The organism is Pacificoceanicola onchidii (assembly GCF_004804335.1).
Classification (GTDB): domain Bacteria; phylum Pseudomonadota; class Alphaproteobacteria; order Rhodobacterales; family Rhodobacteraceae; genus Pacificoceanicola; species Pacificoceanicola onchidii.
In genome coordinates this window covers 957,062-978,119 of sequence record NZ_SRXY01000001.1, presented here as the reverse complement: position 1 = coordinate 978,119, position 21,058 = coordinate 957,062, and the positions used below count along the sequence as shown (strand labels likewise).

General features: G+C 61.9%; 18 protein-coding genes. 7 read left to right on the top strand and 11 right to left on the bottom strand.

The features are described from left to right. Nucleotides 1–148: 148 nt before the first annotated feature. Nucleotides 149–1,615 carry a methyl-accepting chemotaxis protein gene (locus E4662_RS04770; protein WP_136440096.1) on the top strand — a complete coding sequence of 489 codons (1,467 nt, stop codon included), beginning with the start codon at nt 149–151 and terminating at the stop codon, nt 1,613–1,615. On the opposite strand, the gene E4662_RS04765 is transcribed toward E4662_RS04770, so the two are convergent. The 3 genes from E4662_RS04765 to E4662_RS04755 form a co-directional block, all read right to left on the bottom strand. Then, on the bottom strand, nt 1,596–2,429 hold the full coding sequence (locus tag E4662_RS04765; protein ID WP_240705118.1) for a LysR family transcriptional regulator: 834 nt from the start codon (nt 2,427–2,429) through the stop codon (nt 1,596–1,598). The two genes, E4662_RS04770 and E4662_RS04765, sit on opposite strands and share 20 nt — an antisense overlap. Before the next feature lie 270 nt (nt 2,430–2,699). Next, nucleotides 2,700–4,412, bottom strand: a complete 1,713-nt coding sequence (metG, locus tag E4662_RS04760) for a methionine--tRNA ligase (RefSeq protein ID WP_136440094.1) — start codon at nt 4,410–4,412, stop codon at nt 2,700–2,702. Between the two features lie 367 nt (nt 4,413–4,779). Next, nucleotides 4,780–5,823 (bottom strand): aldo/keto reductase, encoded by a 1,044-nt coding sequence (locus tag E4662_RS04755; protein WP_136440093.1) that lies wholly within the window; start codon nt 5,821–5,823, stop codon nt 4,780–4,782. 114 nt (nt 5,824–5,937) lie between these two features. On the opposite strand from E4662_RS04755, the gene E4662_RS04750 reads away from it, so the two are divergent. Further along, nucleotides 5,938–6,591, top strand: coding sequence for an ImuA family protein (locus E4662_RS04750; protein ID WP_136440092.1), 654 nt, complete (start codon nt 5,938–5,940; stop codon nt 6,589–6,591). 24 nt (nt 6,592–6,615) lie between these two features. Here the strand turns inward: E4662_RS04750 and E4662_RS04745 are convergent, their stop codons facing one another. Further along, entirely contained in the window at nt 6,616–7,128 is a 513-nt protein-coding gene (locus tag E4662_RS04745; protein WP_136440091.1) for an REP-associated tyrosine transposase, read from the bottom strand. A 108-nt stretch (nt 7,129–7,236) separates the two neighbouring features. Between E4662_RS04745 and E4662_RS04740 the strand changes: the two genes are divergently transcribed. Beyond that, entirely contained in the window at nt 7,237–8,496 is a 1,260-nt protein-coding gene (locus E4662_RS04740) for an MFS transporter (protein ID WP_136440090.1), read from the top strand. On the opposite strand, the gene E4662_RS04735 is transcribed toward E4662_RS04740, so the two are convergent. After that, the gene (locus E4662_RS04735; RefSeq protein WP_420819254.1) at nt 8,481–9,335 is read right to left on the bottom strand and encodes a helix-turn-helix domain-containing protein; all 855 of its coding nucleotides are present in this window, start codon (nt 9,333–9,335) and stop codon (nt 8,481–8,483) included. The two genes, E4662_RS04740 and E4662_RS04735, sit on opposite strands and share 16 nt — an antisense overlap. Before the next feature lie 111 nt (nt 9,336–9,446). Here E4662_RS04735 and E4662_RS04730 point away from each other — a divergent pair, with 111 nt between their 5' ends. Both E4662_RS04730 and E4662_RS04725 read left to right on the top strand, forming a co-directional pair. Then, nucleotides 9,447–10,370, top strand: a complete 924-nt coding sequence (locus E4662_RS04730; RefSeq protein ID WP_240705117.1) for a fatty acid desaturase — start codon at nt 9,447–9,449, stop codon at nt 10,368–10,370. Between the two features lie 21 nt (nt 10,371–10,391). Then, nucleotides 10,392–11,294 (top strand): DMT family transporter, encoded by a 903-nt coding sequence (locus tag E4662_RS04725; RefSeq protein ID WP_136440088.1) that lies wholly within the window; start codon nt 10,392–10,394, stop codon nt 11,292–11,294. Here E4662_RS04725 and E4662_RS23995 read toward each other — a convergent pair. Further along, the gene (locus E4662_RS23995; RefSeq protein ID WP_168797887.1) at nt 11,284–11,448 is read right to left on the bottom strand and encodes a hypothetical protein; all 165 of its coding nucleotides are present in this window, start codon (nt 11,446–11,448) and stop codon (nt 11,284–11,286) included. The two genes, E4662_RS04725 and E4662_RS23995, sit on opposite strands and share 11 nt — an antisense overlap. Nucleotides 11,449–11,476: 28 nt before the next feature. Here E4662_RS23995 and E4662_RS04720 point away from each other — a divergent pair, with 28 nt between their 5' ends. Next, nucleotides 11,477–13,501: an FAD-dependent oxidoreductase gene (locus tag E4662_RS04720; RefSeq protein ID WP_136440087.1), complete on the top strand. Its 2,025-nt coding sequence runs from the start codon at nt 11,477–11,479 to the stop codon at nt 13,499–13,501. 78 nt (nt 13,502–13,579) lie between these two features. Here the strand turns inward: E4662_RS04720 and E4662_RS04715 are convergent, their stop codons facing one another. Further along, complete coding sequence (locus tag E4662_RS04715; RefSeq protein ID WP_136440086.1) at nt 13,580–14,029, bottom strand: DUF4399 domain-containing protein; 450 nt, start codon at nt 14,027–14,029, stop codon at nt 13,580–13,582. Between the two features lie 205 nt (nt 14,030–14,234). On the opposite strand from E4662_RS04715, the gene E4662_RS04710 reads away from it, so the two are divergent. Then, entirely contained in the window at nt 14,235–15,140 is a 906-nt protein-coding gene (locus tag E4662_RS04710; RefSeq protein ID WP_136440085.1) for a LysR family transcriptional regulator, read from the top strand. A 78-nt stretch (nt 15,141–15,218) separates the two neighbouring features. Here E4662_RS04710 and E4662_RS04705 read toward each other — a convergent pair whose 3' ends face one another. The 4 genes from E4662_RS04705 to E4662_RS04690 all read right to left on the bottom strand — a co-directional run bounded on the left by E4662_RS04705 (nt 15,219) and on the right by E4662_RS04690 (nt 21,030). Continuing rightward, nucleotides 15,219–15,818 (bottom strand): LolA family protein, encoded by a 600-nt coding sequence (locus E4662_RS04705; protein WP_136440084.1) that lies wholly within the window; start codon nt 15,816–15,818, stop codon nt 15,219–15,221. Nucleotides 15,819–15,972: 154 nt separating this feature from the next. Next, nucleotides 15,973–16,683 carry a hypothetical protein gene (locus tag E4662_RS04700; protein ID WP_136440083.1) on the bottom strand — a complete coding sequence of 237 codons (711 nt, stop codon included), beginning with the start codon at nt 16,681–16,683 and terminating at the stop codon, nt 15,973–15,975. Between the two features lie 62 nt (nt 16,684–16,745). Beyond that, nucleotides 16,746–19,820, bottom strand: coding sequence for a DNA translocase FtsK (locus tag E4662_RS04695; protein ID WP_136440082.1), 3,075 nt, complete (start codon nt 19,818–19,820; stop codon nt 16,746–16,748). Nucleotides 19,821–19,842: 22 nt separating this feature from the next. Further along, on the bottom strand, nt 19,843–21,030 hold the full coding sequence (locus E4662_RS04690) for an aminotransferase class I/II-fold pyridoxal phosphate-dependent enzyme (RefSeq protein ID WP_136440081.1): 1,188 nt from the start codon (nt 21,028–21,030) through the stop codon (nt 19,843–19,845). Between the last annotated feature and the right edge of the window lie 28 nt (nt 21,031–21,058).

Here is a 21,058-nt window from a genome sequence, read left to right as displayed (position 1 = left end):
CTTCTGTCCCCTTCGATGAGGCGCGCGGCGTATCAACGCCACGGCAAACTGTCAATTGTTCTAAAATTTGGAGCCTGGAATACACCGAACGTCAAACCTCTCTTGGCTAGGTTGCTCGGGAATTTTGGGCTGCGGTGAAAGTTATTCCATGACCATGAAACCAGAGGGCATTATCCGGCAGTACGCGCTTGATGGCGAAAACGGGGAGGCGCTTCGCCGCGTTGCTGGGATTGTCGAAGACCACATCGATGATGTGTTGACGTCGTTCTACGACAGGGCGCAGAAAAATGCGGAGGCCAGTTCGTTTTTCAGCGGGCCCGAGCAAATGGCAAGAGCGCGCGCGGCCCAGAAAATCCACTGGTTGCAGCTGTTTGCAGGCACGTTTGACGACGCGTATTTTGCCTCTGTGAACCGGATTGGCGCCACGCATGCGCGCATCAAACTGCCTATCCACACTTACATGTCGGCCTATGCGCGGGCGGCTTCGGATATTCTGGATGTTGTCGTGCAAAAAAGCAGCGGACGGTTCGGGATTTCCGCGAGAGCCCGGGCGCAGATCAGCGCCGCGAACCGCGCCTTTACGATGGATATGGCGCAGGTGATCGAGGTTTACGAGCGGCTCGTCCAAGAAGAGCAGGCGCGCGCGTTTTCCTATCTCGACACAGCCATCGGAACGATGGCGAACGGGGATTTGACCCACCGCATTCCAGCGCCGTCACCCGATGGTTTTCCAGAAAGCTTCAGCGATGTGCGGGAGCACTTGAACTCTGCCGTGGGCAACCTGTCCGGAACGCTGCGCCGGATCGGATCGCGGACCACGGATCTTGCGTCATCGGCAATCGACATTGGAGGCGGAATTGACGATCTGGCTCGCCGGACGGAAAATCAGGCCTCCGCGCTGGAAGAAACCGCCGCGGCGATGGAAGAGTTGTCCAACAGCGTCCGTGAAGCGACAACCGCCACGGACAGCGCCAAGACGGTCGCGGAAGAAGCGCAACAGGAGTTGGAAGACGGGATCAGCCTGATCCGCGACACCAGCGATGCGATGACACGTATCCAAGCGTCGTCTGACCGCATTTCCCAGATTATCGGAGTGATTGACGACGTATCCTTCCAGACCAATCTGCTGGCCTTGAACGCCGGGGTCGAAGCCGCGCGCGCCGGGAATGCCGGGCGCGGGTTTGCCGTTGTGGCGAATGAGGTCCGCACTTTGGCGACAAGCACGGCCGAAGCAGCGGGAGAGATCAAGAAACTGATCAACGAAAGCGTGGATGAGATCGAATCCGGCGCGAAACTGGCCGAAAACGTGGCCCAGGCCTTCTCTCAAATCATGGAGCGATTCAGCAAGGTGTCCGACTTGACCGCGATGGTGGCCTCTGGCGCAAAGGAGCAATCGCGCGCCGTGGTCGAGGTGAACACGTCCATTGCCCAGATCGACCAGATCACGCAGCACAACAACGCCATGGTCGAAGAAACCACGGCGGCCACGCAGGTCATGAGCGGTTGTGCAGCAGAAGTTCAGGACATGCTGGCCCAGTTGCGCTTTTCCAAGGAAGAGCACGAAGTGGCGCTGCGTCCTGCCGATCAAGCGGTGGTCAGTGCCCGCGTGGCCTGAGCGCGGCAGAGCGGTCCAGAACCGAGTTCACAGCGTCCAGCGCGGCACGAATAGGGGGATCGTTGCGCGCCTCGTTGTGGCTCACCAGCCATTCGTCATGGCTCAGACCGTCGATCGGCCCTTCGAGTTGCGTCAGCCCGCGCTCCGTTCTGCCCACAAATGTCGGTAGGACGATGCGACCGAAGCCGGAGAGCGCGAGATCAAGGCACAGGCGCGTGTCACGGGCGGTGGTGGCGATGCGCGTGGCGTGGTGTTGGTGGACCCAGCGCTGCGATGGCGGCAGCGGCACATCGTCGGGCAGAGTGACGTACTGCTCCGCCGATCCGGGTTGCCCGTAAACCGCGTAATCGATCCTGCGGATGCGCTGGCGCGCCAACCACGGATGGTCGGCTGGTTTGTTGCGGATGCCGATGTCGGCCTCCCGGCGAGCGAGGTCCAGGGGCGCGTTTGACGGAACGAACTCGGGCAGCCAGCCTTTGTCCGGATCCGGTTTCAGGGTGTTGGCAAGAAGGCGGGATGTCCAGAAGCCTGCGGTGATCCGCACGCGGCGCGGCCCGGTTTCGGCGGTTTGCCAGCGGGACACCTTGCGCCGGATGGCGGCAAGGTCGGCCACCTCCCGCGCAAGTGCGCGCCCTTCGTCGCTGAGCGCATACCCTGCGCGGCCCCGCAGGAACAGAACCTTGCCGCTGGCCGTCTCAAGTTTTCCCATACGCCGTGACAGCGTCGGGAGCGGCACGCCGCTGGCTTTTGCGGCCTCCGTCAGCGATCCGCCTTCGGCGACAAGCAGCAGAAGGGCAAGATCGTCGAGGCTCATTTCACTTTCATTCATGAAAGCAGGGTTGCGCAGGCTGTCAGTATTTTCAAGCTTGGTTGCTGGGTAGGGTGCAGATCTTCCGATCCTTCAGTTTTCAGGAATGAAATACGATGACCATGCCCATGCTGATCCAACCGCTAAAAGCGGCAGACGCAAAACAAACGGAACAGGAGATCATCAAGGCGCGCATCCGCAGCCGCGCCAAATGGCGGCGCAGGCAATTCAGGCTGCGGGTTCTGGCTTTGATCCTGGGGCGAAGAAAGGACGCACTCAGGTCCGAGTACCGGCAAACCGTTCCTGCCAGTCTTCGCGCTCAGCATCGGTGATCTTGCGGAACGTCACCTCTGGCACGGCGAATGCGTCCCCCTCTTTCATCACGCCCAATGCTGCGGCCACGTCTTCGGGCCAGTCGGTCACGTCGGACATCATGGCTTCGCGCAATTGCGCCGAGGCGTCGGGGATGAACGGCGCGGAGATCACCGCGTAGAGGCGGATCAGGTTCAGGGCGAGGCGGATCTGGGCTGCTGCCTGATCCGGGTCCGTCTTGAAGGTGGTCCAGGGCGCAACCTCTTGCAGGTACTCGTTGCCGAGCACCCAGGCCGCGCGCAGGGCGCTTGCGGCCTTGCGCACTTCGATGGCTTCCATGTGGCCTTCGTATTCGCGGATCTTGGCGGTCAGATCTGCGATCAGCTTCTCCTCCGCCGCGCCATAGCTGCCCCCCGCCGGGACGGCTTCGGAGAACTTGGAGCGGCAGAATTTCGTGACGCGAGAGGCGAAGTTGCCCAGAACGTCAGCAAGGTCTTTGTTCACGGAGGATTGGAAATTTTCCCATGTGAACTCGGAATCCGAGGATTCCGGCGCATGAGACAGCAGCCACCAGCGCCAGTAGTCCGCAGGCAAGATTTCCAGCGCCTGATCCATGAAGACACCACGCCCGCGCGAGGTGCTGAACTGGCCGCCGTCGTAGTTCAGGTAGTTGAACGACTTGATGTAATCGACCAGCTTCCACGGCTCGTTCGACCCGAGGATTGTTACCGGGAAGGAAAGCGTGTGGAACGGCACGTTGTCTTTGCCCATGAACTGGGTGTAGCGCACGTCGTCCGCGCCTTTGTCGGTACGCCACCAGCGTTCCCAATCGTCGCCTTTGCCAGCGTCGACCCATTCCTGCGAGCAGGCGATGTATTCAATCGGCGCGTCGAACCAGACATAGAAGACCTTGCCTTCCATCCCCGGCCACGGCTGATCGCCTTTCATCACCGGCACACCCCAATCGAGATCGCGGGTGATGCCGCGGTCCTGCAGGCCGTCACCGTCGTTCAGCCACTTCTTGGCAATCGAGGTGGTCAGCACGGGCCAGCCTTCGCGGGTGTCGATCCACTCTTCGAGCCGGTCTTTCATGGCCGATTGGCGCAGGTAGAGGTGTTTGGTTTCGCGCATCTCCAGGTCGGTGGAGCCGGAAATGGTGGAATGCGGATTGATCAGGTCAACCGGGTCCAGCAGCTTGCCGCAGTTGTCGCATTGATCGCCGCGCGCGTCCTCAAACCCGCAGTTCGGGCAGGTGCCTTCGATATAGCGATCCGGCAGGAAACGGCCATCCGCATGGGAATACATCTGCGTTTCCGAGGTCTCGCGTATCAGCCCCTCATCATCGAGACGGGCGGCGAAATGCTGGGTCAGCTTGCGATTCTGCTCCGAGGAAGACCGGCCAAAGTGATCGAACGACAGGCGGAAACCTTCGGCGATTCTGGCCTGGACTTCCCACATTTCGGCGCAGTAGTCCGCGACGGGCTTGCCTGCCTTGGCGGCAGCAAGCTCTGCAGGGGTGCCGTGTTCATCGGTGGCGCAAAGATATAGGACTTCGTGTCCGCGTGCGCGCTGGTAACGGGCGTAGAGGTCGGCAGGAAGCTGGCTCCCGACAAGATTGCCAAGGTGCTTGATCCCGTTGATGTAGGGAATGGCGGAAGTAATCAGATGTCTGGCCATGGCGCACCTCTTGTACGGTTTGCGCGGTGATTAGCGCATGGCGGCGGCAAGGGCCACAGGGATTTGCGCATGAGGTTGCGCCCGCCGCAGCTGGGTTGCCGAACGGGTTGGAGCGTTTGTTCTGTAGAAGCCTGAAAAGGGCGGCCGCCAAGATACGGATTTTCACGGCCGGGGTGTTCAATCCCAGCTTATTCGTCTGATCAGATCGAACATCCCCCTTTGGGGCTGCCCGCAACGGTTTGGTGAGGACCGCGCGGATCAATCCGAAGTTTCAGTTGGTACCGTTGGTGAAAGTGCCGCGCAGGGATGAACGGCAGGTTACAGCACCGCGCGGTGGAGCGCAGGCCCCTCGGGCCTGTGGTCGCGATCAGTATGGCATCGGGTGCGCCTTGTGCGCGGTGTCGATGGCGTCCAGCATCTCCGGGGTCAGCGTCAGCTCGGTGGCACCGAGCAGGTGTTTGAGCTGATCCTCATGAGTCGCGCCAAAGATCGAAGAGGCAACAAAGGGCCGTCGCGCGGACCAGGCGAGCGCCATGTGGGCCGGGTCAACGTCAAAATCGCGGGCAATCTTCAGATAGGCATCGACGGCGTCAAACACCCGCTCCGATGTGCGCCCGCCCATCTCCGGGGAGACCGACATGCGCGAACCTTCTGGCACGGCACCATTCTGGTATTTGCCGGTGAGAAAACCGGTCCCAAGGGGCGAGAACGGCAGGAGGCCCACATCTTCGTTGACCATAAGCTCGGCGAGATCTGTATCGGCGAGACGGCACAGCAGCGAATACTCGTTCTGAATCGAGGCAACGCGCGGCCCTCCGGTCTCTTCTGCAACCTTCAGCCACATGGCCGTGCCCCACGCGCTCTCGTTGGAGAGGCCAAAGGCGCGCACACGCCCCTTTTCCACTTCGCGTCCCATGGCGCCAAGCACGTCATGCATATGTTGCAGCGTGTCTTCGCGGTTTTGGGAGGACGGATCGTAGCGCCAGTTCTGGCGGAACATGTAGCTGCCCCGGTTCGGCCAGTGCAGCTGGTAGAGGTCGATGTAGTCGGTCTTGAGCCTTTTGAGCGAAGCCTCAACCGTCTGCGGGATCAGATCGCCGGAGATCGGCGCGCCGTCGCGCACATGTCTCATGCCCGCGCCGGAGATCTTGGTGGCCAGCACGTACTCCTTGCGGCGCCCGGTCTTTTCGAACCAGCTGCCCAGAACGCGTTCGCTGTCACCGATGGTCTCGGCTTCGATCGGGTTGACCGGGTACATTTCGGCGCAGTCGAGCATGGTGATGCCCGCATCAAGCGCCATGTCCATCTGGCGATGGGCCTCGGCCTCGGCTGTGTGGCGTCCAAAGGTCATTGTGCCGAGGCAGAGCTCGGAGACGGTGATGCCGGTGCGGCCGAGCGGGTTCATTTTCATGACGGGTTCCTGTCGTAGGCGTTTGCGCCAACATAGTCGTGTTTCAGGGGATGCCAAGGCCGGAGGGTGCCGAATCTCTTTAAGAACAAAAAGAGAACATGTATCTTGCTTGGCATGAAGCCTGTTGATCCGCTCCTGTCCCGCCGTCCGCACCGTCCGCCGCCCGCGCTGACGCTCTGGGACGAGGTGCGCCTGCCCTATGCGCGGGTGCACGAGATTTGTGGGCGGGCGCGGCGGACGCTGGCGCTGTGGCTGGCGCGGGAAGTGCGGGGGGAGGTGTTCTGGCTGTCGCTGCCCCATGCCGGGGCGGGGGGCATGGGCGGGGCCTATGGGGTGAACCCGGATGGCATGTCGGAGATGGTGGAGCCGGGGCGGGTGACCTTCATCACCCCCGGCAGCGTTGCGGATCTTTTGTGGTGCATGGAAGAGGTGCTGCGCGCGGGCTGCGTGCCGCTGGTGGTGGCGGAGATGCCCGAGCCGCCGGGCATGACGCCGGTGCGGCGGCTGCACCTTGCGGCGGAGAGGGGCGCTGGGGGCGGGCTGTGCCAGCCGCTTGGCCTTTTGCTAACACCGGGCGAAGGCGGTGCTGCGGGGATCGAGACGCGCTGGAGTCTTGCGCCTGCACATGCCCCAGCGCGGCGGTTGTGGCGGTTGGAACGGCTGCGCGCGCGGATGTTGCCGCCGAAGGGCTGGTGGAGCGATGGTGCGGGACTTGAAGGGGGTGCGGGGCAAAGCCCCGCCCTACAGAGTGTTGGTGCCGAGGGATGACCGGGTGTTGCAATCTCGGCCGGTTCACCCAACCCGGCGCGACGCGGCCTGATCGGCAAGCAAGCGCTGCGCTTTTTGCCGCTGCACATGTGAGAACGGCCAGTCCTCTGCCCGCTCGACAAGACCGGCTTCAACAGGGGCGAGACGGCAGTATTCCAAGTGGACGCGCAGGTCTTCCGAGCCGCGGATATGGTGCTCCCAGAATCGCCGCTGCCAGACACCTGCATCTCCGCGCTGCGGCTCCCGTAGGGCGGGGCTCTGGCCCGCCTCCCGCAGAGCACGGCTGAACCGGCCCTTGATTGCGCCCCAACGGGTGGAATAGTCGGAATCGCCCTCCGGCATGCGCCAGATCGCGTGCATCCGGTCCGGCAGAACAACCCAGGACAGGACCGTTACGGGACGCTCCCCAAGGGTCAAACCCACCGCCCATCGCAGCGTGTTTACCTCGCGCGTCAGAAGGTCCGCGCCCACCCGTGCGAGGTAGAGTGAAAAGAAGATCGTGCCGCCCGGCACCCGCATGCGTCTGTATTGAGCCATGCCCTGCAGACTGACAGATCATGGTTAAACAAAGCTGAAAGGGACAAAACGACATGGGCCGTCGTATCCTGCCGTGACACCGTACCCTTTGTCTGATTGTGTGCCTTCATGCGCCTCATCGTCTCTTTCGCCGCCCTGTTCCTGTCTGTCATCCTGTTGCAGCTCTCCTCCGGTGGTCTGGGCCCGCTTGATGCCTTGTCCGGCTTTGTGCTGGGCTTCTCCAACACGCAGATCGGTCTGCTGGGTTCGGCGCATTTCCTCGGGTTCTTCGTGGGGTGCTGGTGGGCGCCGCGTCTGATGGGCAGCGTCGGACACTCGCGCGGGTTTGCGGCCTTTACTGCCTTGGGAACCATCGGGATCCTCGGCCATACCCTGTCGCACGACCCCTATGTCTGGGCCGCGCTCCGGGTCGGGCAGGGGATGTGTATCGCCGGGTGTTTCACGGTGGTTGAGGCTTGGCTGCAGGCAAAAGTGACCAATGAAACGCGCGGGCGGGCGATGGGAGCCTACCGCGTCGCCGACATGGGAGCGTCGCTGGTGGCGCAGCTGCTGATCTCCGTTCTGGAGCCAGCCCACTACAGCGCCTACACCCTGCTTGCTCTTGTCTGCTCTGCCGCACTGCTGCCGCTGACACTGACCCGTCTGAACCAGCCAGAGGTGCCGGAGGCCCCGCGCCTTGTCCCCGGCCTCGCGTGGCACCGTTCGCCTCTGGCCGTCGCAGGTGTGCTTGTCGCGGCTCTGTCCAGCGCGAGTTTCCGCATGGTGGGCCCGCTCTATGGCACCGGGGTTGGGCTTGCCAATGCGCAGATCGCCGTGTTTCTCGCGGCCTTCGTTGCGGGCGGAGCGATTGCGCAAATGCCGGTGGGATGGCTGGCGGACAAATATGATCGCCGTCTTGTGCTGATCTGGCTGTCGGTCGCCGCTATCGTGAGCTGCGTTCTGACCGCGACGGTGCAGGGCTTGCCCACGGTCGGGATCATGTTGACGGCGGTGATTTTCGGACTGACGACTTTCCCGATTTATTCGGTCTCCGCAGCCCACGCGCATGACTTCGCGGCCTCCCATGAGAGGGTCGAGCTCTCGGCAGCACTGATGTTCTGGTATGCGGTTGGGGCCATCGCAGCGCCGTGGGTGGCCTCGGCCCTGATCGAGAACTACGGCCCGCCCGCCCTGTTTGCCATGATCGCCGTGGGGCATGCGATACTGGTTGTGTTTGGCGTAATCCGGATGCGCGCGCGTCCGGTATCCGAAGAGCGTACAGCCTATGTTTATGCACCGCGCACCTCCTTTGTGGTGGGGCGGCTCATGGCGCGGTTCCGGGAGCCGGAGCCAAAGGAACCGGAAGAGGACGATCAGGCGAAGCGCTGAAGGGTGCGCAGGTGATCCGGCATGGCGCGGGACGTGACGCTGGCTTCTTTGACAAGGTGGTCAAAGTGGTCGGTGAACGCGGCAATGCGGTTTGTGTCGCGAAACGCTAAGTAGGTCTGACCCAGATACAGTACAGAGAGCAGCGGGCCGAAGACAGTGATCGGCGCGGAATAGAGCCGTCGCGCATCGAACAGGCAGAGACGCAGCCGTGGGTAGAGGCTCTCGGTCAGATCGATCAGGTGATCCAGCTGCGCCCGGCGGGTCTCTTTGCCCAGGCCTTCGTAGTACCCCGAGCCTTTGGCAAAGCTCTCGATTTCGTAGAGTGGCATAGCGATTTCATAATCTGAACGGGAGATCCGCATCCATTCGATCCGGTCGCTGGCGGCGTTGATCGCCTGCTGGGTCGTGCGGCCCAGATGAGGGCCGTACTCCCATTCGAGTGTGGCGCGTGTCTTGAGCATGTCCGGCAATCCGGCCGGTACATGACGGATCTTGTACCCCTCGGCCTCCCGATGCCAGCCGAAGATGGTCTCGTCGATCAGCGCGCGGGGCGCTTCCGAGACGCTCATGGCGGTTGCAAGCAGGTCCTCGGCGCTTTCGGGACGATCCGACAGGCCCAACAACCAGTCACAGGAAACGCCGAGCGTCTCGGCACAGGCCGCGACCAGATGCGCATTGGGAAGGCGCGCGCCGTCGTCCTTCAGAACCTGCGAAATCGTGGACCGGTCCACGCGGATATCGCGCGCGAGGGCGGTCTGATTGGTGCCAGCCTGTATCATGGCCTCCGTCAGACGGGTCCGGAGAAGGGCGGCGCGGGCGCGTTTGTCTGATAAATCCATCACATCGTGATAAATATCATATCTGGGGATTTTTGTTAATCAAATCCAGAATTCCCACAAAGCTCACGGTTTCGTTATCTCCACTTGAGGTTTCAGGCCAGGAGGTTGCCCATGGACGAACAGCAGATCACGCGCAGGATGCAGCAATTTCGGTCTTTGGAATGGCCGACGCTTGGCTTGCTTATCCTGTGCTACGTGCTGTGGGGACTGGGCATTACGGCTGCGGCGGACCTTTGGCTGCCGCTGGGCATGGTCTGCGTCGCGCTGGGCGCGGCGCTGCATTCCTCGCTCACGCATGAGATGCTGCACGGCCATCCGTTTCGTTCGGCATTCTGGAACGGCGTTCTGGTGTTTCCGGCCTTGTCGCTGGTTGTGCCATATCTGCGGTTCAAGGACACGCACCTTGCGCACCACCGCGATTCACTGCTCACGGACCCTTATGATGATCCGGAGAGCAATTATCTGGACCCGGCGGTCTGGATGCGCTGGCCGCGATGGATGCGCGCTTTGGCGCGGGTGAACAACACGCTGGCGGGCCGCATGCTGTTTGGCCCGGCGATCGGGACATGGGCCTTTGTCAAAGGCGATGTTGCGGCCATGAGAGGCGGCGATCAGCGGGTTTGGCTCGGATGGCTGCTGCACATCCCTGCGGTTTTGGTTGTCTTTTGGCTCTGGGCAACGTTCTCTGCTCTGCCGCTCTGGGCCTTTCTGGCCTCGACCTATGCGGCGCTGTCGATCTTGAAAATCCGGACCTTCCTTGAGCATCAGGCGCACCTTGAGGCGCGCGGTCGGACGGTCATTATCGAAGACCGGGGACCTCTGGCCCTGATCTTTCTCAACAACAACCTTCACGTGGTCCACCACATGCATGCGGCGGTGCCGTGGTATCGCCTGCCTCGCCTCTACTATCAGAACCGCGCACGCTACCTGACCCGGAATGAAGGGTATCGATACAGCTCTTACGGCGAGATCTTCCGCAAGTATTTCTGGAAGGCCAAGGACCCTGTGCCCCATCCTCTCTGGCCAAAGTCTTAACGGGCGGTCATAGCTGGCGGCATGGAACTCTGGATCATTGCCACACTGTCGGCGGCCACCTTTCAGACCGTCCGCTTCATGCTGCAAAAGCTGCTGGCCGGCGGAACTCTGTCAGCAACGGGCAGCACCTTTGCCCGGTTTGCCTATGCGGCCCCGGCTGCCCTTTTGGTGACAGCGGGCTACCTCCTGATCAGCGAGCAACAGGTGCCTGCGCTTGGCGCATCCTTCTGGCTCTGGGCCGTGTTCGGTGGGCTTGGTCAGATCCTCGCAACGGTTTTGGTTGTTCTGACCTTTTCCGAACGCAACTTCGCCGTGGGGATCACGCTCAAGAAGACCGAAGTGCTGCAAACAGCGTTGCTCGGGCTGATTGTATTGGGCGAGGCGATCTCCTTTGGCGGATGGCTGGCGATCCTGATCGGAATGGCGGGAGTGCTGATGCTCTCGCAGACGCCGGGCTCGGCCGATGCGTTCTTCTCGGGCCTGCGCAGCAAAGCCGTCGTTCTGGGGCTCGGCTCCGGTTTGTTCTTTGCTATTGCAGGGGTGGGTTACCGAGCCGCCACACTGGCCATTCCTTCCGATGACCCGGTGCTGCGCGCCGCAATCAGCCTTGTCTGCGTTACAACGATGCAGGCCTTGAGCATGGCGATCTGGCTTTCTCTGCGCGAGCCGGGACAGATCACCAAAGTCTGGCAGGCGCGCGGAACCGCCATTTGGCTGGGGGTGACCTCGATGGCGGGAACACTCTCGTGGTTCACGGCCTTCACGCTGCAAACGGCTGCCTATGTCTATGCGTTGGGTCAGGTGGAGCTGATCCTTTCACTCGCCGCATCGGTCCTGTTCTTCAAGGAAACGGTTACGCGGCGCGAACTCGGCGGGATCGGGCTTTTGACCCTATCCATCCTCGCCCTGATCCTCATCGCCTGAGCAACGCATCCGCTTCTTTGTGCTCGAAATATCCCGGGGTCCGGGGCAGCGCCCCGAAGAAATTTTGCCCCGTCAAAATTTTCCCCTGCCAGGCCAACACGTCGTGACGCAGCGTTGGTCGTGACTTGGCGCGCGGGTTGATGTGTTCTGCCAAGAGCCATCGCCAAAGGAACCCGTGCGCCATGACATCCCACCCTCACATGCTTGCCCCGCTCGATCTCGGGTTTACCACCCTCAAGAACCGCGTGCTCATGGGCTCCATGCACACCAATCTTGAAGAGACCGGCGACTGGAACCGGGTTGCGGAATTCTATGCGACGCGCGCGCGGGGTGGGGTCGGCCTGATGGTGACAGGCGGCATGGCGCCGAACCGCGAAGGTGGCGTGTTTCCGGGCGCCGCGGGACTGTTCACCGAGCAGGACATCGCAAATCACAAGCTGGTCACGGACCGGGTGCATGACGCAGGCGGAAAAATTGCGATGCAAATCCTGCACGCGGGTCGCTATGCCTACAGCCCGGATTGCGTTGCGCCCTCGCCGGTCAAATCCCCGATTTCGCCTTTTCCGCCCAAGGAACTTGATGAAGAGGGGATCGAAAAACAGATCGCGGACATCGCGACCGCCGCTGCCCGCGCCAAGGAGGCAGGCTACGATGGCGTCGAGGTGATGGGCTCCGAAGGATACTTCCTCAACCAGTTTATCGTCACCCACACCAACAAGCGCGAGGACCGCTGGGGCGGCTCATATGAGAACCGCATCCGCCTGCCGCTGGACGTGGTGCGCCGCGTGCGGGAAGCCGTAGGGCCGGATTTCATCGTCATCTACCGGCTGTCTATGATTGATCTCGTACCGAACGGGTCGAGCTTTGACGAGGTTGTGCAGCTTGCCCAGGCAATCGAAAAAGCTGGAGCGACGATCATCAACACCGGGATCGGCTGGCACGAGGCCCGCATTCCGACCATTGCCACCTCGGTGCCCCGCGCGGCCTTTGCCTGGGTGACCAAGAAGCTGATGGGCAAGGTGGGAATCCCTGTAATCACCTCGAACAGGATCAATACGCCGGAGGTCGCCGAAGAGGTTCTGAGCACAGGCTGTGCCGATATGGTCTCACTCGCGCGCCCGTTCCTGGCCGATCCTGATTTCGTGTCGAAGGCGGCGGCGGGCAAAGCGGCAGAGATTGCGCCCTGTATCGCCTGCAACCAAGCCTGTCTGGACCACACATTCTCGGGCAAAGTGTCGAGTTGCCTTGTGAACCCGCAGGCCTGCTATGAGACGGAGATTGTCCTGTCACGGGCCGAGACGCCCAAATCTGTTGCGGTTGTCGGCGCCGGCCCCGCGGGTCTGTCGACAGCGATTGCTGCGGCGGAGCGCGGGCATTCGGTGACGGTTTTTGACAAGGACACACAGATTGGCGGTCAGCTTAACTTGGCGAAACAGGTGCCGGGGAAGGAAGAATTCCACGGTCTGGTCGACTGGTTCGCAGCAATGGTTGCGGCGCAGGGTGTCGCCTTGCGGTTGGGGGAGGAGGCCAATGCCGAAAGCCTACAAGCGTTCGACGAAGTGATTATCGCGACAGGCGTGACACCGCGCGATCCGGGCATTCCGGGGCAGGATCATGCCAAAGTGCTGGGATACATCGACGTTCTGAAACACGGTGCGGAGGTTGGTGATCGTGTGGCCGTGATTGGTGCTGGCGGGATCGGGTTTGACGTCTCGGAGTTCCTCGTAACAGGCGAAAGCCCGACCGAAAGCCTGCCGGACTGGCTACGGGAATGGGGCGTGACGGACCCGGAAGAGCATCGCTCCGGCCTTGCCCCGGAAGGCCCGCAGCCGGATGCGGCCGTGCGCAAGGTGACGCTCCTGCAGCGCAAGCCGGAACGCCCGGGCAAACGTCTCGGCAAGACCACGGGCTGGATCCATCGGGCCGCGCTGAAGATGAAAGGCGTCGAGATGAAGGCGGGTGTGAACTACGAGCGCATCGACGATGAAGGCCTGCATATCTCTTACGGTGAAGCGCGGGAGCGGCCTGAGATTATCGCTTGCGATACGGTGGTGCTTTGTGCCGGACAGTTGTCGAACCGGACTTTGGCGGATGAGCTGGAGGCGCGGGGCGTGGCGTGCCACGTCATCGGCGGCGCGGATGTGGCAGCAGAGCTTGACGCCAAACGCGCAATCGATCAGGGCACCCGGCTGGCCGCGACGCTCTGAGGGTTCTATCGGGTCGGCGGGTGCCGCTCGTTCGCCTTGAAGGCGAACCACGCCCACCCACCGACCCGCTTGGCGCGTTTATTCAACCGTGATGGTGATCTGTTCGGACATCACCGGTGTGCTGTGCGGAACGTGCCCGGCGTCGCCCAGAACGAGTTGCAGGGTGTGTTTGCCCGGTTCCAGCTCCAGCGTCACTTCGGTCTGGCCGCCGCCGAAATGTTTGTGATTGTCGTCGGCCGGAAGGCCATATTGCATCTCCTCCATGCCATCTTCGCCTTCACCAAACGGCGGGCGGTTGACCAGCAGGTGGTGGTGGCCGGTGTTTTCCTTTTCGACACCCGAAGGTGCAACGCCCATGCCCTTGAGGCCAAACACAACCGTGAGTGGGCTGGACACCGTATCCCCATCGGAAAGGTTGGCGAAGTAGACTGAAGCCCCGTCAGGCGCTGGGGTTTCGCCGCCCTGTTGCGCAACCAGGGGGCCTGCTGCCAACAGGGCGAGAGCGGTAAGTGCACTGCGAATAAACATGGGGGTCCTCCTCTGGTTCCCTCTGGAAGGATAGGCCAAACGCCGTGATTGGCACGTGATTTCTTGACTTAAGGCTGGCGCGCCCGTCGTTTCCGGCTGGCGGACAGCCCCGGCAATTCCTCTCAATTGTCGCTGCGCTGCCCAAGTTCAGCCCCAGTTCCGGGGCAAAACCCTTGGAACACGGAACGCAGAAAGAGAGCCGAGCATGGACCGACTCACGGAAATGGAAGCCTTCGCCACCGTAGTGGATCAGGGGGGCTTTACCGACGCCGCGAAGAAGATGGGGATTTCCAAATCCGCCGTCTCGAAACATGTGTCTTCTCTGGAAGCGCGCCTCGGTGCGCGCCTGCTGAACCGGACGACTCGCCGCGTCTCACCCACGGAAATCGGCCTCGCCTACTATGACCGCGCTCGGCGCGTTCTGAACGATGCGGGAGAGGCGGATGCGCTTGTGACGTCGATGCAATCGGCGCCGTCTGGCCTTCTGCGGATTTCGGTGGCGACGGATTTTGGTGTAAACCATCTTTCGCCGGTTCTCGGGGATTTCCTCGCCGAGTTCCCGGACATCACGGTGAACATGGTGCTGAACAACCGCTATGTAGAGCTGATTTCGGAAGGTTTTGACATGGCAATCCGCATAGGGGAGCTGGAAGACAGCACCCTGCGTGCGCGCAAGTTGACGGAAACGACGAAGCGCATGATCGCCTCGCCGAAGTATTTCGAACAGTTTGGCCGCCCGCAGCGGATCGACGATCTGAACGAGCACAAGCTGCTGCACTACTCCAACCAGTCCTCCGGCAATGTCTGGAAGCTGACCGCCCCGTCCGGGGAAAAGCGTCAGGTCCGCACCGCAGGTTGGCTGACGGTGAACGATGGGCAGTCCTTGCTCAATGCCTGCACCGCGGGCCTCGGCATCGCTTACCTGCCGTCCTATCTCTATCACGAAGCCATGGAAGAGGGGCTGGTCGAAGAGGTCATCCCGGATCTGCCGATCGAAACCCAAGGCATTTACGCGGTTTACCCGCCGGGCCGCTTTACCCAGCCGAAGGTACGCGCGTTTATCGACTTTCTCGTGCATGCCTTTGCCGAGAAAGGCCCCAACGGCTGGTGACCCACTCTCTTGGTCACAAGAAAAAAGCCCCGGATGTCCGGGGCTTTTGCATTTTGGGAACCAGCTTTGGCATTCGGATTAGCGGAGTTTTTCCAGCTCGGGATCAATGTAGAACAAGCGGTTCGGCAGGCTCACCTTTTCCAGCTCGCCAAGGATCACCGTTGTCTGGTTGCCATCGCCATCCGTGATGATCCACTGCCGCAGTTGCACCGGGTTGCCGGTGAACTTGAGCTGGATGGTGCCGTATTCCGGGCGTTTCGGATCCTGCGCGGTCACGGTGGTGGCGGTGCCGTCATAAGAATGCCCCCGCACCATCCCTGCGCGCGTCAGATCCACGTTGCGATCAAGGATGATCGACAGCGGTGTTTGTTTCAGCGGATAGGTCTCAGGCTGGGCGTTCAGCTTGCGGTCCAGGATATAGACTGCTCCGGCGGACGCGAGCACAAGCGCCCGTTCCGGCGGGTTGTAATCGAACCGCACCTTGCCGGGGCGTTTGATGGCGATGGTTCCGGTCGAAATCGTGCCATCCGCGTTGATCTGGGTAAAGCTGCCCTGCGCCGACTTGATGGTGTTCAGGTACTTGGAAATCGCACCAAGCGACAGTTGCTGAGCCTGTGCGGGCAGGGCCGAGAGGGTGCCAAGGGCCAGAAGACCTGCGGTGAAAGCTCTGCGATACATACGTGTTCCTTCCTGCTCGGGATGCCGTGTTTTTGGCATGTTGGCGCAGGTTAAGCGATAACGCGCGCCCTTGCCCTTCGATATCGGCGGCATATGGCCGGGGTTCAAGGGGAACTGCGGGGGCATCGGCGTCTTGATGCCGGTCTCTCCTGCGTCAAAAGTTCAGGGCCGGTGTATCGGTAAGCGGCGCGGGCCTGTCCGTCAGCGGTGACAACAGCATCAGGCATTCCGGCTTGCGTCCAATCCCAAGACCATAGGCGCAACAGGCATAAGTCCCCGGCGGCACGGGTAAACGCAGGATCTTCTGTCCGCCACCATGCACGGTAACTGTGCCGGATGGAGCTTCGAGAACGCCGACCTGAGTCGCCTCTCGCAGCCTACGAAACTCTTTGCTTTGCGGCTCTACGGGGCCGCTCTTGTGAACACGCAGGCGAACCTTGACGATGCCATCGCCGCCAAATCCCACGAAATAGAACCCTTGGCGCTCCATGACTTTGTGAAAAGGGCCGTCGGCGTTCATGTCGAATGCACCGGCTTCAGAATCGGCCACAAGGACGCCGCCGATTTCGACATCAAGCGTCATGGCTTTCTCGGCGGCGATCAGGGGCTCAGGCAAACCCAGCATGTCCCGCCGTTTCAACATGAGCCGTGCGCGCGCCATGTGGTATGTCTGCGGCCAGCCGTGGACCATGGCGCAGCGGGTGAGGGCCTCCAAAGCCACGTCGAGCGCCGCGACATCGGTCAACGCCCCGGCTTTCTCCAGTTGCAACGCCTCGAAACCAAACGTGCGCGCCGCCTTGCGCCTCTGGGGTAAGGGGAGGGCGTCGGCCTGCGCCATCGCCCGTGCCAACTCATCAACAGTCACATCACCCTGCTTTTGCTTGGTTCAACTGCCCGTTCAACAGATCTGGTCGAAGGCGTGCCGGCTTACTGCTGTTCGGGAACCAATATCTCGCGTTTGCCCACATGGTTGGCTGACGACACGACACCCTCATCCTCCATCTGCTCCACAAGCCGCGCGGCCTTGTTGTAGCCGATGCCAAGTTTGCGCTGGATGTAGGATGTGGAACACTTGCGGTCCTTGATCACGATGCCAACGGCCTGATCGTAAAGCGCATCCTCGCCATTGGTGTTGCCGCCGGTGTTCAGGCCAAGAACCGCATCAATGCCGTCTGCCTTGTCATCATCGGGACCCTGTACAACGCCGGAGACATATTCAGGCGGGCCAAAGGCCTTGAGATGGTTGACGATTTCTTCGACTTCCTCGTCCGAGCAGAACGGCCCGTGGCAGCGCGTGATTTTCGCCCCGCCAGCCATATAGAGCATGTCACCCATGCCCAGCAGCTGCTCTGCGCCCATCTCGCCGAGAATGGTGCGGCTGTCGATTTTCGAAGTCACCTGGAAGGAAATCCGGGTCGGGAAGTTGGCTTTGATCGTGCCGGTAATCACGTCCACCGAAGGCCGCTGCGTGGCCATGATCAGGTGAATGCCAGAGGCGCGGGCCATCTGGGCAAGACGTTGAATGCAGGCTTCGATCTCTTTGCCCGCGACCATCATCAGGTCGGCCATCTCGTCGACGATGACGACGATGTAAGGCATTTTCTTGGGCTCGAACTCTTCGGTCTCAAACACCGGCTCGCCGGTCTCGTCGTCAAAGCCGGTTTGCACCGTGCGGCTGAACATCTCGCCTTTGGAGAGCGCATCCGCCACGCGGCCGTTGTAGCCGTCGATGTTGCGCACGCCCATCTTGGACATCTTGCGATAGCGATCTTCCATCTCACCAACGACCCACTTGAGCGCGACAACCGCCTTTTTCGGATCGGTCACAACCGGCGAAAGCAGGTGCGGGATGCCGTCGTAAACGGACAGTTCCAGCATCTTCGGATCGATCATGACAAGGCGCAGATCCTCGGGCGACAGCTTGTAAAGTAGCGACAGGATCATGGTGTTGATGGCTACGGACTTACCGGAGCCGGTGGTCCCCGCGATCAGCAGGTGAGGCATCTTGGCCAGGTTCGCGACAACGGGCTCGCCGCCAATGTCCTTGCCCAGGGCAAGGGGCAGGGCGTGCTTGCCATCGCCGTAATCGCGTCCGGTCAGGATTTCGCGGAAAGAAACCATTTCGCGGTTGTCGTTCGGCAGTTCGATCCCGATCACGCTGCGGCCCGGAACGGTGGAGACGCGGGCAGAGAGGGCCGACATGCTGCGGGCGATGTCATCCGCGAGGCCGATCACGCGGGAGGCTTTAAGACCCGGCGCGGGCTCAAGTTCGTACATGGTCACAACCGGGCCGGGGCGGACCGAGACGATCTCGCCTTTGACGCCATAGTCATCGAGCACGGATTCAAGCATCCGGGCGTTCTCTTCGAGCGCTTCATCGGACAGCACATGCCGTTCGATGCGGTCCGGCGACATCAGAAGGTTCAGCGGCGGGAGTTCGTAGTCCGGCTTGTGATCGTCGAATTTGAGCTGTGGCTGGGCTTCTGCCTGCGCGCGCTTGGACGGAACCATCGGCTTGCGAACCGGCTGTTGGACAACCTTCTTCGGCTCGGGGGCCGGGGAAACGTGGCGCTGAACCGGGGCAGGGGCCGGGGTGTCGAGAATGACGGCCTCGTCCTCGACATCGCCATAGTCGTCAAAGTCACGCATCTCGCCGTAGGCCGCCCCGTTTGCATCGGGATCAATGGAAGCGAACTCCTGAACGCCCTTGTCCTCGGGCCATGTTTCAATGGCTTCGGCGACGTTCAGCGGGGCTTCGTCCACGAGGCTGGCAGGGGAGGGGGGCACAGCGGACACCGGCGGCTCGACACGCGCAGAGGCGGTGAGCGGCGGCTCTGCCCGCGCGGCACCGGGGGCCGGGTTGAAAATCAGCGGCTTCGGCCCGTGGCCTCGCCCTTTGGTCAGAGGCTTGCTCGGGTCCGCAGCGGGGGCCTTGGCAACCGCCGGATTGGTGCCGCGACGGGCGCGGATCACGTCAGCGATCTTGGCCTTCACGCGGTCTTCGCCGGGGGCGTCCACGTCGTGATCCATGACCGCCTCGACCATTTCCGGCTCCGGCATGGCTTGCGGCTCGTCATTGCGGCGGATCAACGAAGGCATGCGGGACAGGAACCCGGCCTTTTCGCGCGGGGCTTCCGGCAGGTCGTCGTCCTCAACCACGAAGTCCGTCGGCTCTTCGTCATAGATCGGGCTTTCCGCGCGGCGCACCCTGAGGGCGGCGGTGACAGTCGGCTCAGTGATGGCTTCTTGTGCAGCCGCCCATTCCGCGGCCTCTTCAGCTTCCACGCGGCGGCGTTCGCGGCGCTCGGCACCTGCGGCCTGCATCTTCTGTGCGGCGCTCACGGCCCCGCCTGCGCCTTTGCCCAGAAGGGACATGATATTGGCGTAGGTCATCACAACGCCCAGCAACAGGAAACGCCCGATGGAGCGAACCTCGACGCGGGTGAAACCAAGAACAAAAGCCCCGAAAACCACGATGACCGCGCCAAGGAGCAATTGCATCAGCTTGAGGCCAAGCCCCGGATCAAGTGGCATGAGGTTCAGCAAGGAGCCCATCATCATGTCGCCAAACAGGCCGCCAAGGCCGAAGTTGTGGCTCCAACCGGCGCTTTCTGTCAGGCCCGAGGCATAGACCGAACACAGAGCAACCCAGATTGGGGCAAAGACCAGACGGGACAGCGGGCCAACTTCGTCGCGGTGCAGGGCGAGGCGTGCCCCCCAGACGAGGAAACAGGCGGCAATGGCCCAGCAGCCCCAGCCAATGACCATGAAGAGCGGCGCGGCAATGGAGGCGCCAATGCGGCCCATCCAGTTCTGCACCGGCGCGTCCGTAGCCGTCATGAAGGAGGGATCGTCCGGCGTGTAAGAGGCGATCATGGCAGCCGCCATCAGACCGACAGCGACCAGAACAAGCCCGAGCAATTCGCGCCCGCGTTTCTCCAGCGTCAATGCCGTGTCGGTGTCAAACAGGGGGTCGCGCCCCCGGGACTGATAACTTGCCATGCCTCGCCTCGTTTTTTTGTTTTTAGCCGCAGTCGCCATACAGACAGTCCCTGATCAACGTCAGACCGGCTTCGGTCTCGTCATAAGGGGCCACAATGGCCACGCGGATATAGCCCTTCCCGGGATTGCCGGTTGGGGTGTCTTTCGAAAGGTATTCACCCGGCAGCACGCGCACGCCGGTTTCCTTCCACAGTTTCAGTGTCGCGGCCTCGCCGTCCTCTACCGGCAACCAGAGGAACATGCCCGCCTGCGGCGGCATGTAACCCGGAACATTGCCGAAGATGCGGTCGGCCAGATCGTATTTGGCGCGGTAGAGTCCGCGATTCTCCGTGACATGCGCTTCATCGTTCCAGACAGCTGCGCTCGCCTTCTGCAGCGGCAGGGGCACCGGTGCGCCCGAATAAGCGCGCAGCTGCTTCATGCGTCTGATGCTCTCTGGCCCACCCGCGACAAAGCCGGAACGCAGGCCCGGAAGGCTGGAGCGTTTGGAAAGCGACTGGAAGGTCAACACGCGCTCCGGATCCGCGCCAAGGCGCTCTGCCATGGTCAGGGCACCGGGAGGCGGCGTATCGCGATAAATCTCGGAGTAACACTCGTCGGCCATGATCTGGAAATCATGCTTCTCGCCAAGGGTGATCAGGGCGTCCCAATACGCCTCATCTGCGATCACACCCTGCGGGTTGGCGGGGGAGCAGATGTAGACCATGCTGGTTCGGTTCAGGACCTCTTCTCCGACGCTGGTGAAATCCGGAAGATGGCCGGTTTCTGCAGTGGCGGGCACAAAGATCGGTTCCGCCCCGACCGAAATGGCCGAAATCATGTAGACCTGATAAAACGGGTTCGGCATCAGAACAGCCGGGCGCAAACCGTTTTTCGTCTCCGGGCAGAGCGCCATTCCGGCATTGTACAGCGCTTCGCGCGTGCCATTGACGCTCATGATCTGCGTGTCGGGATCCAGAGAAACGACGTAGCGCCTGTTGATCCAACCCGCGATGGCCTCGCGCAGTTCCGGGGTGCCGTCATTTGCCGGATAGCGCCCGAAGTCGGCTGCGTTGTCCGCGATGATATCCGCTATCCAAGCCGGAAACGCGTGTTTCGGCTCGCCAATGGACATGTGGCGCACGGGGCCACCAGCCTCATGCACATTCAATAGCGCCCGCAGACGCGGGAACGCATAAGCCGGTAGGTTCGAGAACCGCTCGGGGAACATCTGGTTTCGCTTTGTACTGCCTCAGGGT

Excerpts from the sequence above, each read along its gene's own strand:
- E4662_RS04745 (WP_136440091.1), bottom strand. The coding sequence starts at position 7,128 with ATGGCTCAATACAGACGCATGCGGGTGCCGGGCGGCACGATCTTCTTT.
- metG (WP_136440094.1), bottom strand. The coding sequence starts at position 4,412 with ATGGCCAGACATCTGATTACTTCCGCCATTCCCTACATCAACGGGATC.
- E4662_RS04705 (WP_136440084.1), bottom strand. The coding sequence starts at position 15,818 with ATGTATCGCAGAGCTTTCACCGCAGGTCTTCTGGCCCTTGGCACCCTC.
- E4662_RS04735 (WP_420819254.1), bottom strand. The coding sequence starts at position 9,335 with ATGGATTTATCAGACAAACGCGCCCGCGCCGCCCTTCTCCGGACCCGT.
- E4662_RS04710 (WP_136440085.1), top strand. The coding sequence starts at position 14,235 with ATGGACCGACTCACGGAAATGGAAGCCTTCGCCACCGTAGTGGATCAG.
- E4662_RS04740 (WP_136440090.1), top strand. The coding sequence starts at position 7,237 with ATGCGCCTCATCGTCTCTTTCGCCGCCCTGTTCCTGTCTGTCATCCTG.
- E4662_RS04715 (WP_136440086.1), bottom strand. The coding sequence starts at position 14,029 with ATGTTTATTCGCAGTGCACTTACCGCTCTCGCCCTGTTGGCAGCAGGC.
- E4662_RS04765 (WP_240705118.1), bottom strand. The coding sequence starts at position 2,429 with ATGAGCCTCGACGATCTTGCCCTTCTGCTGCTTGTCGCCGAAGGCGGA.
- E4662_RS04720 (WP_136440087.1), top strand. The coding sequence starts at position 11,477 with ATGACATCCCACCCTCACATGCTTGCCCCGCTCGATCTCGGGTTTACC.
- E4662_RS04755 (WP_136440093.1), bottom strand. The coding sequence starts at position 5,823 with ATGAAAATGAACCCGCTCGGCCGCACCGGCATCACCGTCTCCGAGCTC.
- E4662_RS04770 (WP_136440096.1), top strand. The coding sequence starts at position 149 with ATGACCATGAAACCAGAGGGCATTATCCGGCAGTACGCGCTTGATGGC.
- E4662_RS04695 (WP_136440082.1), bottom strand. The coding sequence starts at position 19,820 with ATGGCAAGTTATCAGTCCCGGGGGCGCGACCCCCTGTTTGACACCGAC.
- E4662_RS04750 (WP_136440092.1), top strand. The coding sequence starts at position 5,938 with ATGAAGCCTGTTGATCCGCTCCTGTCCCGCCGTCCGCACCGTCCGCCG.
- E4662_RS04725 (WP_136440088.1), top strand. The coding sequence starts at position 10,392 with ATGGAACTCTGGATCATTGCCACACTGTCGGCGGCCACCTTTCAGACC.
- E4662_RS04730 (WP_240705117.1), top strand. The coding sequence starts at position 9,447 with ATGGACGAACAGCAGATCACGCGCAGGATGCAGCAATTTCGGTCTTTG.
- E4662_RS04690 (WP_136440081.1), bottom strand. The coding sequence starts at position 21,030 with ATGTTCCCCGAGCGGTTCTCGAACCTACCGGCTTATGCGTTCCCGCGT.